The organism is Cupriavidus phytohabitans, assembly GCF_000426345.1.
Lineage (GTDB): Bacteria > Pseudomonadota > Gammaproteobacteria > Burkholderiales > Burkholderiaceae > Cupriavidus.
In genome coordinates, this window is sequence record NZ_AUFE01000007.1 from 103703 (window position 1) to 118794 (window position 15092).

At 65.8% G+C, this 15092-nt stretch carries 15 protein-coding genes; 8 read left to right on the forward strand and 7 right to left on the reverse strand.

Annotated features, from left to right (window positions below; all coding sequences use genetic code 11):
• Positions 1-25: 25 nt before the first annotated feature.
• Complete coding sequence (ppsR, locus tag K309_RS0107610; RefSeq protein WP_156914320.1) at positions 26-865, reverse strand: posphoenolpyruvate synthetase regulatory kinase/phosphorylase PpsR; 840 nt, start codon at positions 863-865, stop codon at positions 26-28.
• Positions 866-1256: 391 nt separating this feature from the next.
• Between ppsR and ppsA the strand changes: the two genes are divergently transcribed.
• From ppsA to K309_RS0107625, 3 genes are all read left to right on the forward strand, one after another.
• Positions 1257-3641: a phosphoenolpyruvate synthase gene (gene ppsA, locus K309_RS0107615; RefSeq protein WP_029045866.1), complete on the forward strand. Its 2385-nt coding sequence runs from the start codon at positions 1257-1259 to the stop codon at positions 3639-3641.
• Between the two features lie 150 nt (positions 3642-3791).
• Positions 3792-4214, forward strand: a complete 423-nt coding sequence (locus K309_RS0107620; protein WP_029045867.1) for an NfeD family protein — start codon at positions 3792-3794, stop codon at positions 4212-4214.
• A gap of 98 nt (positions 4215-4312) precedes the next feature.
• Positions 4313-5245, forward strand: coding sequence for an SPFH domain-containing protein (locus tag K309_RS0107625; RefSeq protein ID WP_029045868.1), 933 nt, complete (start codon positions 4313-4315; stop codon positions 5243-5245).
• 24 nt (positions 5246-5269) lie between these two features.
• Here K309_RS0107625 and smpB read toward each other — a convergent pair whose 3' ends face one another.
• Positions 5270-5722: an SsrA-binding protein SmpB gene (smpB, locus tag K309_RS0107630; protein WP_029045869.1), complete on the reverse strand. Its 453-nt coding sequence runs from the start codon at positions 5720-5722 to the stop codon at positions 5270-5272.
• Between the two features lie 177 nt (positions 5723-5899).
• Between smpB and K309_RS0107635 the strand changes: the two genes are divergently transcribed.
• Positions 5900-6337 (forward strand): type II toxin-antitoxin system RatA family toxin, encoded by a 438-nt coding sequence (locus tag K309_RS0107635; RefSeq protein WP_029045870.1) that lies wholly within the window; start codon positions 5900-5902, stop codon positions 6335-6337.
• Complete coding sequence (locus K309_RS0107640; protein WP_029045871.1) at positions 6324-6668, forward strand: RnfH family protein; 345 nt, start codon at positions 6324-6326, stop codon at positions 6666-6668. The genes K309_RS0107635 and K309_RS0107640 overlap by 14 nt, the downstream gene beginning before the upstream one ends.
• 60 nt (positions 6669-6728) lie before the next feature.
• Here the strand turns inward: K309_RS0107640 and K309_RS0107645 are convergent, their stop codons facing one another.
• Positions 6729-7262, reverse strand: a complete 534-nt coding sequence (locus tag K309_RS0107645; protein ID WP_029045872.1) for a DUF4124 domain-containing protein — start codon at positions 7260-7262, stop codon at positions 6729-6731.
• Between the two features lie 191 nt (positions 7263-7453).
• Positions 7454-8413, reverse strand: coding sequence for a DMT family transporter (locus K309_RS0107650; protein WP_029045873.1), 960 nt, complete (start codon positions 8411-8413; stop codon positions 7454-7456).
• Positions 8414-8534: 121 nt separating this feature from the next.
• Here K309_RS0107650 and guaB point away from each other — a divergent pair, with 121 nt between their 5' ends.
• The 3 genes from guaB (at position 8535) to guaA (ending at position 12417) form a co-directional block, all read left to right on the forward strand.
• Complete coding sequence (guaB, locus tag K309_RS0107655) at positions 8535-9998, forward strand: IMP dehydrogenase (RefSeq protein ID WP_029045874.1); 1464 nt, start codon at positions 8535-8537, stop codon at positions 9996-9998.
• A gap of 213 nt (positions 9999-10211) precedes the next feature.
• Complete coding sequence (locus K309_RS0107660; protein WP_029045875.1) at positions 10212-10823, forward strand: hypothetical protein; 612 nt, start codon at positions 10212-10214, stop codon at positions 10821-10823.
• Positions 10798-12417 (forward strand): glutamine-hydrolyzing GMP synthase, encoded by a 1620-nt coding sequence (guaA, locus tag K309_RS0107665; RefSeq protein ID WP_029045876.1) that lies wholly within the window; start codon positions 10798-10800, stop codon positions 12415-12417. Before K309_RS0107660 ends, guaA begins: the two co-directional genes overlap by 26 nt.
• 215 nt (positions 12418-12632) lie before the next feature.
• Here the strand turns inward: guaA and phnE are convergent, their stop codons facing one another.
• Genes phnE through K309_RS0107680 form a run of 3 tightly spaced genes read right to left on the reverse strand, consistent with a single transcriptional unit; the run spans position 12633 to position 15088 of the window.
• Entirely contained in the window at positions 12633-13424 is a 792-nt protein-coding gene (gene phnE, locus K309_RS42840; RefSeq protein WP_051320379.1) for a phosphonate ABC transporter, permease protein PhnE, read from the reverse strand.
• A gap of 3 nt (positions 13425-13427) precedes the next feature.
• Positions 13428-14249, reverse strand: coding sequence for a PhnE/PtxC family ABC transporter permease (locus tag K309_RS42845; RefSeq protein ID WP_029045878.1), 822 nt, complete (start codon positions 14247-14249; stop codon positions 13428-13430).
• Positions 14246-15088 carry a phosphonate ABC transporter ATP-binding protein gene (locus K309_RS0107680; protein WP_029045879.1) on the reverse strand — a complete coding sequence of 281 codons (843 nt, stop codon included), beginning with the start codon at positions 15086-15088 and terminating at the stop codon, positions 14246-14248. The genes K309_RS42845 and K309_RS0107680 overlap by 4 nt, the downstream gene beginning before the upstream one ends.
• Between the last annotated feature and the right edge of the window lie 4 nt (positions 15089-15092).

Here is a 15092-nt window from a genome sequence, read left to right on the forward strand (position 1 = left end):
AAAAGCGGCCGGGTGGCCGCTTTTGTTAGTAGTTGTCGCGATCGACCTTGATCTCCTGCAGGATCGTGGTCGCGATTTCTTCGATCGACTTGTGTGTCGACGACAGCCACTTGATGCCTTCGCGCCGCATCATTGCCTCGGCCTCATTGACTTCGTAGCGGCAGTTTTCCACCGCCGCGTACTTGCTGCCGGGGCGGCGCTCGTTGCGGATCTCGGTCAGGCGCTGCGGGTCGATCGACAGGCCGAAGACCTTGCTCTTGAAGGCGTACAGCGCCGACGGCAGCTTGCCGCGCTCGAAATCGTCCGGGATCAGCGGGTAATTGGCCGCCTTCAGCCCGTATTGCATCGCCAGGTAGAGGCTGGTCGGGGTCTTCCCGCTGCGCGACACACCCACCAGGATCACATCGGCTTCCTCGAGATTCTTGTGGGACTGTCCGTCATCGTGCGCCAGCGAGAAGTTGATCGCCTCGATCCGGTTCTTGTACGCCTCGGTATCGGCGTTCTGGTGGAAGCGGCCGATGGCGTGGGTGGACTTCAGCCCCAGTTCCTTCTCGAGGGGTTCGATGAACGTCTGGAACATGTCCAGGATCATCGCCTTGGCGCGGCGCAGTGCCTTGTTCGCTTCCTGGTTGACCAGCGTGGTGAAGACGATGGGCGGCACGCCCTCGTTAAAGAAAGCCTCGTTGATCTTGCCGACCGCGATATGTGCCTTTTCCGGGGTATCGACGAACGGCATCCGCACCTTGCGGAAGCGCATTTCAAACTGGGCCAGGATCGAGTGGCTGAAGGTTTCCGCGGTGATCCCGGTGCCATCCGAGACGATAAAGACCGTCCGCACAGGCGGGCGGTCGCCGGTCTGGGCCATGGCGGCGGGCGTCGCTGCGGTCACTTGGGTGGGCGGGGAGGCAGGCTGCGTTCCAGGCTGGGTCCCGGAATCCGCTGTACCGGGCGCTTCTGGCTGGGACATGGGGTTGCGCAAATAAATAGATTCAATCTTCCGCAGAAAAGTGCGGCGCAGCACGGTAGAATAGCGGCGATCTTTTCGCTAAGCAATTCCGCGAGGGGCCCGCTTTGCATCAATTCAGGCCCGGAATTGTCGACAATGTGCGCTGCGCGATGAGAGCCGCAGCGCCGCGTCCACAATTTTGCAGCACCACGAGCATGGGGTTGCTTAGCCAAGCGATCGGTCCGGGACCAGAACGCCAACAACATACCGGGCATGCGCAACAAGTTTTCTACTTTGTTTTGAGGCTCTCATGACTAACCAGGCAAATAACGGCGCCTATGTGCTGCCGTTCGAGCAGTTGCGCATGGCTGACGTGGAAATCGTCGGCGGCAAGAATTCGTCGCTGGGCGAGATGATCTCCCAGCTGGCGGAAGCCGGCGTGCGCGTTCCCGGCGGTTTTGCCACCACCGCGCTTGCCTTCCGCGACTTCCTCGCCCACAACAACCTGACCGAGCGCATCTCCCAGCGCCTGAAGACGCTCGACGTCGACGACGTGAAGGCCCTGGCCGAGGCCGGTGCCGAGATCCGCGGCTGGGTCGCCACCGCTCCGTTCCAGCCGCGCCTGGAACAGGAAATCCGTGAGTTCTATGCCCGCGTGTCCGAGCGCGAAGGCGCCGAGGCCTCGTTCGCGGTGCGTTCGTCGGCCACGGCCGAAGACCTGCCCGACGCCTCGTTCGCCGGCCAGCAGGAGTCCTACCTGAACGTCAGCGGCATCGAGGACGTGCTGGACAAGATCAAGCACGTGTTCGCGTCGCTGTACAATGACCGCGCCATTTCCTACCGCGTGCACAAGGGCTTTGCCCACGACGTGGTGGCGCTGTCCGCCGGTATCCAGCGCATGGTCCGCTCGGACCTGGCCGCTTCCGGCGTGATGTTCACCATCGATACCGAATCGGGCTTCCCCGACGTGGTCTTCATCACCTCCAGCTACGGCCTGGGCGAAACGGTGGTGCAGGGCGCGGTCAACCCGGACGAGTTCTACGTCTTCAAGCCGACGCTGCAGGCCGGCAAGTACCCGATCATCCGCCGCTCGATCGGCTCCAAGCTGATCAAGATGGAATTCACCAAGCCAGGCGAAGCCGGCCGCGTGAAGACCGTCGACGTGCCGGCCGAACTGCGCAACCGCTACTCGATCACCGACGAGGACGTGACCGAACTGGCCCGCTACGCGATGATCATCGAGAAGCACTATGGCCGCCCGATGGATATCGAGTGGGGCAAGGACGGCAAGGACGGCAAGATCTACATCCTGCAGGCCCGGCCGGAAACGGTGAAGAGCCAGTCGGCCGGCAAGGCCGAGCAGCGCTTCAAGCTCAAGGGCACCGCCCCGGTGCTGACCAGCGGCCGCGCCATCGGCCAGAAGATCGGTACCGGCCCCGTCCGCGTCATCAACGACCCGTCCGAGATGGAACGCGTGCAGCCCGGCGACGTGCTGGTGGCCGACATGACCGACCCGAACTGGGAGCCGGTGATGAAGCGCGCCTCGGCGATCGTCACCAACCGTGGCGGCCGTACCTGCCACGCGGCCATCATCGCGCGTGAGCTGGGCGTGCCCGCCGTGGTCGGCTGTGGCGATGCCACCGACATCCTGAAGGATGGCACGCTGGTGACCGTGTCGTGCGCCGAGGGCGACGAAGGCCGCATCTACGACGGCCTGCTGGAAACCGAAGTGACCGAGGTCCAGCGTGGCGAGATGCCGGAAATCGACGTGAAGCTGATGATGAACGTGGGCAACCCGCAGCTGGCCTTCGATTTCGCCCAGATCCCGAACTGCGGCGTCGGCCTGGCGCGCCTGGAATTCATCATCAACAACAACATCGGCGTCCACCCGAAGGCCATCCTCGACTACCCGCAGGTCGATGCCGACCTGAAGAAGGCCGTGGAAAGCGTGGCCCGCGGCCATGCCAGCCCGCGTGCGTTCTACGTCGACAAGCTTGCCGAGGGCATCGCCACCATCGGCGCGGCCTTCTATCCGAAGTCCGTGATCGTGCGCCTGTCGGACTTCAAGTCGAACGAGTACAAGAAGCTGATCGGCGGCTCGCGCTACGAGCCGGACGAGGAAAACCCGATGCTGGGCTTCCGCGGCGCGTCGCGCTACATCGCCGAGGACTTCGCCGAAGCGTTCGAGATGGAATGCAAGGCCATGAAGCGCGTACGCGATGAAATGGGCCTGACCAACGTCGAGATCATGGTGCCGTTCGTGCGTACGCTGGGCCAGGCCGAGAAGGTCATCGGGCTGCTGGCCAAGCACGGCCTGAAGCGCGGCGAGAACGGCCTGCGCATCATCATGATGTGCGAAGTGCCGTCCAACGCGATCCTGGCCGAGGAGTTCCTGCAGTACTTCGACGGCTTCTCGATCGGCTCGAACGACCTGACCCAGCTGACGCTGGGCCTGGACCGCGATTCCGGCATGGAACTGCTGGCCAAGGACTTCGACGAACGGGATCCGGCGGTGCGCTTCATGCTGTCGCGCGCCATCGCCGCATGCATCCGCCTGGACAAGTACGTCGGCATCTGCGGCCAGGGTCCTTCGGACCATCCCGATTTTGCCGCGTGGCTGGCCAAGGAAGGCATCAAGTCGATCTCGCTGAACCCGGATTCGGTGGTCGACACCTGGCAGAAGCTGGCATCCTGAGGCTTTTGACGTCACAATAACGATACTCGCCGGCCGCCTTCGGGCGGCCGGCTGGCACCGGCCCCTGCGTCAGGTGTTGCATCGGCCCCGCAGGCGCTCCTGGCGCTGCGGGGTTTTTGTTTTTCGGGAATCGATTGGACGGGAGTTCGGATGGCGTACTACCTCTGGTTCGTGGCGGCGGTCGCGCTGGTGATCGTCGAGCTGAATACCGGCACGTTTTACCTGCTGATGGTGGCCGTGGGGCTGGCCGCTGGCGGCGTCGGCGCCTTGCTGGACCTGTCGCCCGCCGCGCAGACCGTGACCGCAGCGCTGGTCGCCGCGGTGCTGATCGCCGGACTGCGTCGTACCCGTTTCGGCAAGCTGCGGCGCGGCAATGCCGCCGCCGATCCCAACGTCAATCTCGATATCGGCCAGGAACTCGACGTCCCCGCCTGGGACGCCAACGGGCGCGCACGCGTCCCGTACCGGGGCGCCGACTGGACCGTCGAACTCGCGCCGAACTGCGCTGCAACACCGGGCCGCTACCGTATCGTCGAAGTCCGCGGCAGCACGCTGGTCGTTTCGCCGCGCTGAGCCATATCCAAGGGTTGCGCGGTGCCGGCCGTGCAGCCATCCGCCTGCCGCCGTTCCGGCGGCGCCGTACCGTTGTTTCCTGACTGGAGGGTTGTTACATGCTCGCTTTTCAGCTTGGCCTGCTGCCGCTGATCATCCTTATTGCCGTGATCGTGCTGATCGCCAGGGGCATCAAGATCGTGCCGCAGCAGCACGCCTGGGTGCTTGAGCGCCTGGGTCGCTACCATGCGACGCTGACGCCGGGGCTGTCGATCGTGGTGCCGTTCGTCGACCGCGTTGCCTACAAGCATGTGCTCAAGGAAATCCCGCTGGACGTGCCCAGCCAGGTCTGTATCACCAAGGACAATACGCAGTTGCAGGTGGACGGCGTGCTGTACTTCCAGGTGACCGACCCGATGAAGGCGTCCTACGGCTCGAGCAATTTCGTGGTGGCGATCACGCAGCTGTCGCAGACCACGCTGCGCTCGGTGATCGGCAAGCTGGAGCTGGACAAGACCTTCGAGGAGCGCGAGTTCATCAACCACAGCGTGGTCAACGCTCTCGATGAAGCCGCCGCCAACTGGGGCGTCAAGGTGCTGCGCTACGAGATCAAGGACCTGACCCCGCCGAAGGAAATCTTGCATGCCATGCAAGCGCAGATCACCGCCGAGCGCGAGAAGCGGGCGCTGATCGCCGCGTCCGAGGGCAAGCGCCAGGAGCAGATCAACCTGGCCACGGGTGCGCGGGAAGCGGCAATCCAGAAGTCGGAAGGCGAGAAGCAGGCCGCCATCAACAAGGCGCAGGGCGAAGCGGCGGCGATCCTGGCGGTGGCGGACGCCAATGCCCAGGCGATCCAGAAGGTGGGCAACGCGATCCGCACCGAAGGCGGCATGGACGCGGTCAACCTGAAGGTGGCCGAGGAATACGTTGCCGCGTTCGGCAACCTGGCCAAGCAGGGCAATACGCTGATCGTGCCCGGGAATATGAGCGAGATGAGCAGCATGATTGCGTCAGCGCTGCAAATCGTGAAGGGACAGAAGGCCGGCGCCTGAACATGCAGGCGCGGGCGGGCGGCGTTACTCCTTGGCGCCGCCCTTCATGATGCGCGCCTTCTCGCGCTGCCAGTCGCGCTGCTTTTCGGTCTCGCGCTTGTCGAACTGCTTCTTGCCCTTGGCCAGGCCGATCTCGCATTTCACGCGTCCGCGCGTGTAGTGCAGGTTCAGCGGCACCAGCGTGTAGCCGCGCTGCTCGACCTTGCCGATCAGCTTCTTGATCTCGTCGGCCTTGAGCAGCAGCTTGCGCGTGCGCACCGGATCGGGCTTGACGTGGGTGGAGGCGCTCTGCAGCGGGCTGATATGGGCGCCGATCAGGAACATCTCGGCGTCGCGCACGACCACGTATCCTTCCTTGATCTGTACGCGGTTCGCGCGGATCGCCTTGACTTCCCAGCCTTCCAGCACGATCCCGGCCTCATATCGCTCTTCGATGAAGTAGTCGAAAAAGGCCTTCTTGTTGTCTGCGATGGTCATGCGTGCGGGTAGGGGAGCAATGGGTGAATGCAGGCCGGATCGCTGCAGTGCCGCATGGCGAAGTGCCGCCAGCGACCAGCGTCGGCTAAAATCGGGATTCTAGCAAACCAGCCCCGGCACCGGCTGATGTCCTGGCGCGATAGGCGCGGCATGGCCGGGAGCCAGATTTCCCAATACATGGCAGACGTCCATAAATCCGTGCTGCTCGGCTATTCCGCCGCGCAGATGTACGACCTGGTCACGCGCGTGGAGGACTATCCCAAGTTCCTGCCATGGTGCGGCGGCGTGGAGGTGTTCGAGCAGACTGAAACCACGCTCGATGCCAAGATCCATATCCATTTCAAGGGCATCCAGCAGTTCTTCCACACCCGCAATACGCAGGAGCGCCCGACCCGCATCGACATGACCTTCGCCGACGGCCCCTTCAAGACCTTCAACGGTGCGTGGCGCTTTACGCCGCTGCGCGAGGATGCCTGCAAGATCGAATTCCACCTGCATTATGAGTTTTCGAGCCTGCTGCTGGAAAAGCTCATCGGCCCGGTGTTCAGCATGATCGCGAATACCTTCGTCGATGCCTTCGTCAAGCGCGCCGAGGTGGTATATGGCGCCAGCTGAAGGTGCGGGCACGGTGCATGTCGCGGTGTGCTACGCGCGGCCCGATGCGGTATTCCTGAAGGAGATCGACGTGCCCGCGGGTACCACGATCGCCGCGGCCATCGTCGGCTCGGGGCTGCAGCAGGCGTGTCCTGAAGTGGATCCGTCGACCATGCGAGTGGGCATCTTCGGCAAGCTCAAGACGCCCGATACCGTGGTGCGCGAGGGCGACCGGGTGGAGGTGTACCGGCCGCTGACGGCCGACCCCAAGCAGGCGCGGCGCAAGCGCGTGCAGAAGCTACGCGAGGGCGGGGCGCGGGAAGGCCAGAAATGGCTGCGCGGCAATGGCTGAGCCGGGAGGCTTGCGCCGCTGACAGCAAAACGGGGCGTGACGCCCCGTTTTTGCTTCCGTTCAGCGGCAGTTCTTCTCGAGGCTGGCGCTGGTCTTGACCAGTTCGGCCTGGCGCTGATCGCTGTTCAGGTGCTGCAGCGAGCCGTCCGGACCCGCTACCGCCGCGCGCATCCCTTGCTGCAGGCCGGTGGCGTAGTTGCGCAGCTGGGCGCAGCGGGCCTCGCGTTCGGCGGCCTCGGTTTCCTTGCGCGCCTCTTCCGCCGCGGCTTTCAGGCGGGATTCGCGACGCTTCTGGAAGGCCTCTTCGGCCGTAGGCGGCGGGGCGACCTCCTTGGGCTTGCTTCCGGCCTTGGCCGGCGCTGGCGCGGCTGCGGGGGCATTGGCGCTTTCCGCGCTGGCCGCCGCTACCGGCTGGTACTCGCCGGCGAGGCGGCCGGGGGCGCGCAGCACCCTGGCGGCCGCGCCGGACGGCGGCACGTCGCTGTAGACCATGCGGCCGTTGGCATCGCGCCATTGCCAGTAGGCATGGGCGTTGGCAGAGGCGCTAACGGTGACGGCGGCGGCAAGCAGGCACAGCACGGACGATCGTTTCATGGCGAGGCGTCTCAAAGTGGCTGGTAAGGAACGGGTGCGGCTGGAAGGTTGCTGGGCCGCCGGCTGCGCGAGGCAATGCCGCGGCAGGCCTGCCGCGGGCGATGGCTTGGCGCCGAGGCATGGCGCCGGTTTGACCCTGGTACTTCCGTTCTGATGTGGCGCGTGTGACCCCCGCGCCATCGTCCGCTAGTCTACGCAGACTTGTCGTTGGCGTGCAAGCGCACCGACCACGCCACGCCGACCATCAGCAACACGATGGCGGCGATTTCCAGCGGCCGCGGCCAGCGGTGGTCGAAGACAAAGCCGTACGCCAGCGCGAACAGCGTCTCGAACACGATCATCTGGCCTGACAGTGTCAGCGGCAGGCGCCGGCTGGCGATATTCCACAGGTTGTTGCCGATCAGCGACGCGCCTAGCGCCACCGCGGCGTTGACCATCCAGAACCACCGCCAGTCGCGGCCGCTGTCGCCGGAAGTAAGGGCGTCGCCCGCCACCAGCCAGCCGATCACGGCCAGCACGGCAGATACCGCGCCGGTCGACAGCCCATAGAGCGCCGACCATTCATTGCCGCTGTAGTGCGGGTTGCGCTGCAGGTAGCGCGCGTTGTCGACCGCGTAGAGCGTCCAGCAGACCAGTGCGCCGGCGGCGCAGCAGACGCCGGCAATCTTCTGCCAGACCGGACGCACGGCGTCGCCAGCCGCGGCGGCATGTGCGCCCTGGCCGCCGCCGAACAGGTCGATGTTGATGCAGGCGATGCCCGCGGCCACCATTAGCAGCGGCCACAGCAGCCGCGACAGGGGCACCGCGCCGTGGTCGCGCCGGCCCATGATGGTGACCGTGATCGGCAGGATGCCGATGATCAGCGAGGTCGGTCCTACCCCGGCAAGCTGCACGCCGAAGGCCAGCAGCACGTAGTAGAGCAGGTTGCCGGTAAAGGCCTGGCGCAGCAGCGCGACGCAGTCGGCGCGGGTCAGCTTGCGGGCGATGCGCTTCATCAGCGGCAGGGCGGCAACCAGCGCCACCAGGCCATACGCCAGGTAGCGCCCGATGGCCAGCTCCCATGGCGAGAACACCGGCAGCAGCTTGGGCGCGATAAAAACCATGCCCCAGAACGCGCCTGCCAGCAGCCCGCACAATACGCCGATTCCCATGCTTTTCAACGCCCGGTTAAAAGGACGACGAGCATAGCAGACGCTCGCTGGAAAACCGGTTGCCGTGCATCAGTCAGCGCGCATTCCTGTATAATTCGCTTTTGCGCCTAGAGGATTTGCTATGCGTCTTGTCCAGAAAGCACTCACATTCGATGACGTGCTGCTCGTCCCGGCCTATTCGGCCGTCCTTCCCCGGGATGTTTCCCTCCGCACTCGCCTGTCCCGTTCGATCGAACTGAACATTCCGCTGGTGTCCGCTGCCATGGACACGGTGACGGAGGCCCGCCTGGCGATCTCCATGGCGCAAGCCGGTGGCATCGGTATCGTCCACAAGAACCTGAAGCCCGCCGACCAGGCCCGCGAAGTGTCGCGCGTCAAGCGCTACGAATCGGGCGTGCTGCGTGATCCGATCACCATTTCGCCGGAAATGAAGATCCGCGATGTGATCGCGCTGTCGCAGCAGCATGGCATTTCGGGCTTCCCGGTGCTGGAAGGCAAGACCGTCGTCGGCATCATCACCAACCGCGATCTGCGCTTCGAGGAAGAACTCGACGCCCCGGTGCGCGCCAAGATGACCCCGCGCGAGAAGCTGGTGACCGTGGCCGAAGGCGCGCCGCTGGAAGAAGCCAAGCGCCTGATGAACCGCCACCGCCTGGAGCGCGTGCTGGTGGTCAACCAGGCCTTCGAGCTGCGTGGCCTGATCACGGTGAAGGACATCCAGAAGGCGGTCGAGAACCCGCTGGCGAGCAAGGACGACCATGGCCAGCTGCGCGTAGGCGCCGCAGTCGGCGTGGGTCCGGACAACGACGAACGTGTCGAGTTGCTGGTCAAGGCCGGCGTCGACGTGATTGTGGTGGATACGGCGCACGGTCACAGCCAGGGCGTGCTGGACCGCGTGCGCTGGGTCAAGCAGAACTTCCCGCAAGTGCAGGTGATCGGCGGCAATATTGCCACCGGCGACGCCGCCCGCGCACTGCTCGAGCATGGCGCCGACGGCGTCAAGGTCGGCATCGGCCCCGGCTCGATCTGCACCACCCGTATCGTGGCTGGTGTCGGCGTGCCCCAGATCACCGCTGTGTCCAATGTGGCCGAGGCGCTCAAGGGCACCGGCGTGCCGCTGATCGCTGACGGCGGTATCCGCTACTCGGGTGACGTGGCCAAGGCCCTGGCGGCCGGCGCCCACACCGTGATGATGGGCGGCATGTTCTCCGGTACCGAAGAGGCGCCGGGCGAAGTGTTCCTGTACCAGGGCCGCTCGTTCAAGAGCTACCGCGGCATGGGTTCGGTGGGCGCGATGAAGGACGGCGCGGCTGACCGCTACTTCCAGGAAGACAATACCGCCAACGTCGACAAGCTGGTCCCCGAGGGGATTGAAGGCCGCGTGCCGTACAAGGGCTCGGTGATGGCCATCATCCACCAGCTGACCGGCGGCGTGCGTGCCTCGATGGGCTACTGCGGCAGCAAGTCGATCGCCGACTGGCACGAGAATGCCCAGTTCGTCCAGATCACGGCAGCCGGCATGCGTGAATCGCACGTGCACGACGTGCAGATCACCAAGGAAGCGCCGAACTACCATATCGACTGACGCGCAGCGGTTGCGCCCGCCGTCCGCCGCGGCGGCGGTGCGCTGACCGCGATCATCGGGACGAGGGCGTGCAAGGTCTGGTGCCAGGTGCGCAGCGCCGCCCTGGTCTGACCGGAATCCAACCCGGCCCCGACCATGGCCCCGGCCGCGCGCCACGCCGGCGTTGCCTTGACGCTAGCCGCATCACCGGCGGGGCCCAGACGAGGAGCGCCAATGAAGGTGTTGCTGCGAGCCGTGCTGTTTTTCGATGCCCTGGTGGATTTGCTGCTGGGCGTCCTGCTGTTGATGTCTCCGTTCACCACGCTGTACGCGGCGCTGCAATTGCCGCAACCGCAGCCCGCGCTGTTCGGGCAACTGCTGGGCGTGGCGCTGGTCGGCCTGTCGGTGCTGCTGTGGCAGGCCGCGTTCAACGGCCAGCTGACGGTACCGGTGGCACGCACGGCCGGCTATGTGAACCTGGCCAGCGCGATGCTGATCATTGCCTGGATGGTGTTCCTGGAGCTGCCGCTCGAAGGCGCCGGCAAGATCTGGCTGCCGACCATGGCCGTGGTGCTGCTGTTTTTCGCCGCAGTGCAGATTCCCGCGGCGAAACGCGTGCGCGTGCGCGAGCAGCAGCTGAAGATGGAACGCGCGCTGAAGGAACAGGAAACCAGGAAGGAACCCGGCGTCGCCCCCGCGGCGCGCCCAACGAATACCCCAGAATACCGGCGCGAGCCGGTCATCACGCCGCCGCCGGGCTATGGTCCCGGCACGGAAGTCGTGACCGAGCCCGCACCGGAAGACACGCCATCGGCCCATCATGCACGACAAAATCCTCATTCTTGATTTCGGCTCGCAGGTCACGCAGCTGATCGCCCGCCGCGTCCGCGAGGCGCACGTCTACTGCGAAATCCACCCGAACGACGTCTCCGACGACTTCGTGCGCGAATACGCGCCCAAGGCCGTCATCCTGTCGGGCAGCCACGCCAGCACCTACGAAGACCATCAGCTGCGCGCGCCGCAGGCCGTCTGGGACCTGGGCGTGCCGGTGCTGGGCATCTGCTACGGCATGCAGACCATGGCCGTGCAGCTTGGCGGCAAGGTCGAGTGGAGCGACCAGCGCGAGTTCGGCTATGCCGAGATGCGCGCCCACGGTCATACCGCGCTGCTCAAGGACATCGAGGATTTCCGCACGCCGGAAGGCCACGGCATGCTCAAGGTCTGGATGAGCCACGGCGACAAGGTTACCGGCCTGCCGCCGGGCTTCAAGCTGATGGCATCCACCCCGAGCTGCCCGATCGCCGGCATGGCCGACGAAGCGCGCGGCTACTATGCCGTGCAGTTCCACCCGGAGGTCACGCATACCGTCAAGGGCCGCCAGATGCTCGAGCGCTTCGTGCTCGGGATCGCCGGCTGCAAGGCTGACTGGGTCATGCGCGACCACATCGAAGAAGCCGTCGCCAGGATCCGCGAACAGGTCGGCGACGAAGAGGTGATCCTGGGCCTGTCGGGCGGTGTCGATTCGTCCGTGGCCGCGGCGCTGATCCACCGCGCCATCGGCGACCAGCTCACCTGCGTGTTCGTCGACCATGGCCTGCTGCGCCTGGACGAAGGCAAGATGGTGATGGAGATGTTCGCCGGCCGCCTGCACGCCAAGGTCGTGCACATCGACGCGTCCGAGCAGTTCCTCGGCCACCTGGCGGGCGTGACCGACCCCGAGCAGAAGCGCAAGATCATCGGCCGCGAGTTCGTCGAGGTGTTCCAGGCCGAGGCGAAGAAGCTGAGCAAGGCCAAGTGGCTGGCGCAGGGCACGATCTACCCCGACGTGGTGGAATCGGGCGGCACCAAGACCAAGAAGGCCACCACCATCAAGAGCCACCACAACGTCGGCGGCCTGCCCGAAACGCTGGGCCTGAAGCTGCTCGAGCCGCTGCGCGACCTGTTCAAGGACGAAGTGCGCGAGCTGGGCGTCGAATTGGGGCTGCCGCCGGAAATGGTCTACCGCCATCCGTTCCCGGGCCCCGGCCTGGGCGTGCGCATCCTCGGTGAAGTCAAGCGCGACTACGCCGACCTGCTGCGCCGTGCCGATGCCATCTTCATCGAAGAGCTGCGCAAGACCATCGCCACCGAACAGGACGCCGCCGCGGGCCTGTGCGAGCCGGACCAGGTCGGCAAGAGCTGGTATGACCTGACCAGCCAGGCATTCGCCGTGTTCCTGCCGGTCAAGTCGGTGGGCGTGATGGGCGACGGCCGTACCTACGACTATGTCGTCGCGCTGCGCGCCGTGCAGACCACCGACTTCATGACGGCGCATTGGGCGCACCTGCCGTATGCGCTGCTGGGCCGCTGCTCGAACCGGATCATCAACGAAGTGCGCGGCCTGAACCGGGTGGTGTACGACGTGTCGGGCAAGCCGCCGGCGACGATCGAGTGGGAGTGAAACAGCTCTCCTGACCCCTGGACGGTAACGGCGCCAGCAACAACACGCTCGGCATTGTCGCACTACGGCTCCAAGGCCGCGTGGCGCTTATCACATGGTGGATGGCATGTCGCGTCGTGAACCTGGATTGCGGCCCTGTGCGACACGCCCGATCCGGACGTCAGGACGCCAGGACGCCAGGACGCCAGGACGACCGCTGATCCGCGGGACGTGCCTCATCTCGATTCCCGGCCAACCCTCATGATCGCGCTGGCTGTGTCGACCACGGCCGCAAGGGCAAGCATGGCGATGATCACCGTGCAAGCCTGGGGCAGATGGAACAGGGACAGCTCGAAATACAGCATCTGCCCAAGCCCGCCGGCACCGACAAAGCCAAGGATCGCCGCCGCGCGGATATTCGTTTCCCAGCGGTACAGGGTGTAGGCCAGGAACTGGGGCCATACACAGGGCAGCGTACCGTACACGAAGACCAGCGCGGCAGGGCTGCCCTTTTCCATCAGCGCGCGCGCGGGGGCGCGCGGCGCATTCTCGAGCGCCTCGGCGAACAGGCGACCGAGCACGCCCGTGGTATGCAGTGCCAGGGCGAGGGTGCCGGCAAACGGTCCAAGGCCGACTGCGAGCACGGTCAGGGCGGCCCATACCAGCTCGGGAACAGAGCGCAACAGATTCAGTAGCAAGCGCGACAACGCGCGCAGCGCATCGCCGTAGAGCCCGCAAGCCGGTAGTGCCAGGCTAAAACCCAGTACCGCTGCACACAGCGTGCCCACCGCGGAAACCGCGAGGGTTTCGAGCATGCTGCCAGCGGTGCTGGCCAGAAAGGCCGGGGACAGGTCCGGCGGGAAGAACTCCAGCAGGAAGCGCCCCATCTCGGCTGCGGCGTCCGCGGAAAAGAGCTGGCTCAGATCGAGCGACAGGTACGCGAAGCTGCCCGAAGCCGCGGCGGCCACCGCGATCAGGGTGAGCAGGCAGCGTATGCAGAATTGGGCGGCCTTGGCCTTGTGCGCCATGATTCAGTCGATCAGCTTGCGCAGCCGCGCGCTGAGCGCGTCCGCCAGCAGGACCAGCAGCAGGAACACTAGCAGGATGGTCGCGGCTTCCCCGCCGTTTAGTAGTTTCATGGCCTGGTCCATCAACTGTCCAAGCCCGCCGGCGCCAACGAAACCCATGACCACGGAAGCCCGGATGGCACATTCCCAACGGTAGACGGTGTACGAGACCAGCTCCTGCGCGGCATGGGGTATCAGCCCATAGAACAGTGCCGCGAGGCGCCCGCTGCCGCTGCCAAACAGGGCATCCACGGCGCGTTTATCGCTGGATTCGAGGATTTCCGCATAGACCTTTGCCAGCATGCCGCCATAGGTGATGGCCAGAGCGAACACGCCCGCCGCCGCCCCCAGGCCGAGGGCACGCACGAAGACCAGCGCCCACACCAGCTCCGGCACCCCGCGCAGCAGCAGCACCAGGGCGCGCACGCCAGCGCGCACCGCCATGCGCGGCTTGCGTCCCTGGCCGGGGCCAATGCGCGACACCGACAGGCTGCCCGTCATGGCCACGGCCAGGGGAGCTGCGACCACAAAGGCGAGCGCAATGCCCGCGGTGGCGATCGCCAGTGTTTCCAGCGTGGCCTTGACCACGAGCCCGAGGAATTCGCCCGAAACCTCGGGAGGGAGGAAGTTGCGCACGAAGGCGCCCACCACCTTGAGGTTTCCGGTGTCGAACAGGGCTGACGGGCTGAACCGGGACAGCCGCAACAATGGCCACAGCAGAAGCAGCGCGAGCACCAGGCCGCTTGCGCGCCGCAGCGCCTGAGGATCGCGCGGGTGGGTGGTCATCGGCACGCCGACCTGGCCGGGGTACCGCCAGCGATGGCGGCGCTCGCGCCTGTCGCGATGCTCATCAGGTGCTGGCTGCCTTGCACCGGTGGCGATGTGCTTTCAGAGGCATATAGCTCGCGCAGCAGCGCGTCGGTCACGCGTTCGGCCGGCAAGTCGAAGGCGATCTCGCCCGCCTTCAGGCCGACGATGCGGGGAAACCAGCGCAGCGCCAGATCCACTGCGTGAAGGCTGGCGATCAGGTGCACCGCGCGTGTATCCGCTTCCTTGCGCAGCTCGCGCAGGGTGAGGTCCGCCAGCACCGGGTCCATCGCCGAGACCGGTTCGTCAGCCAGGATCAATTCCGGGCGCTGGTAAAGCACACGGGCGACGCCCACGCGCTGCAGTTGGCCGCCCGAGAGCTGGTCGCACCGGTCGAACAGGCGGTCGGCCAGCTCAAGGCGGGCGAGCTGTTCGCCGGCCCCATCGATGTCGGCCGGATAGACCAGCGACAGCAAGGATTTCCAGCCCGGCCAGATGCCCAGGCGGCCGGCAAGGATGGCGGTGATCACGCGCTGGCGTGGCGGCATTGGCGGCACCTGGTGCACCATGCCGATGCGGCAGCGCAATTGCCGCAGGCGTGCGGCGGACAGCGCCCAGGGGCTTTGCTCCAGCACCTCCACGCGGCCCTCGCTTGGCCGCAGCGACGTCGCCAGCAAGCGCAGCAAAGAGGTCTTGCCGGCTCCCGACGGGCCGATGACGGCGATGGGCTCGCCGCGGCTGGCCGCCAGCGTGACCTGGCTGAGCGCGCGCTGACCGTTGGCGTAACTGACGCTGGCGGCGTCCAGGCGGAAGCTCATCAGG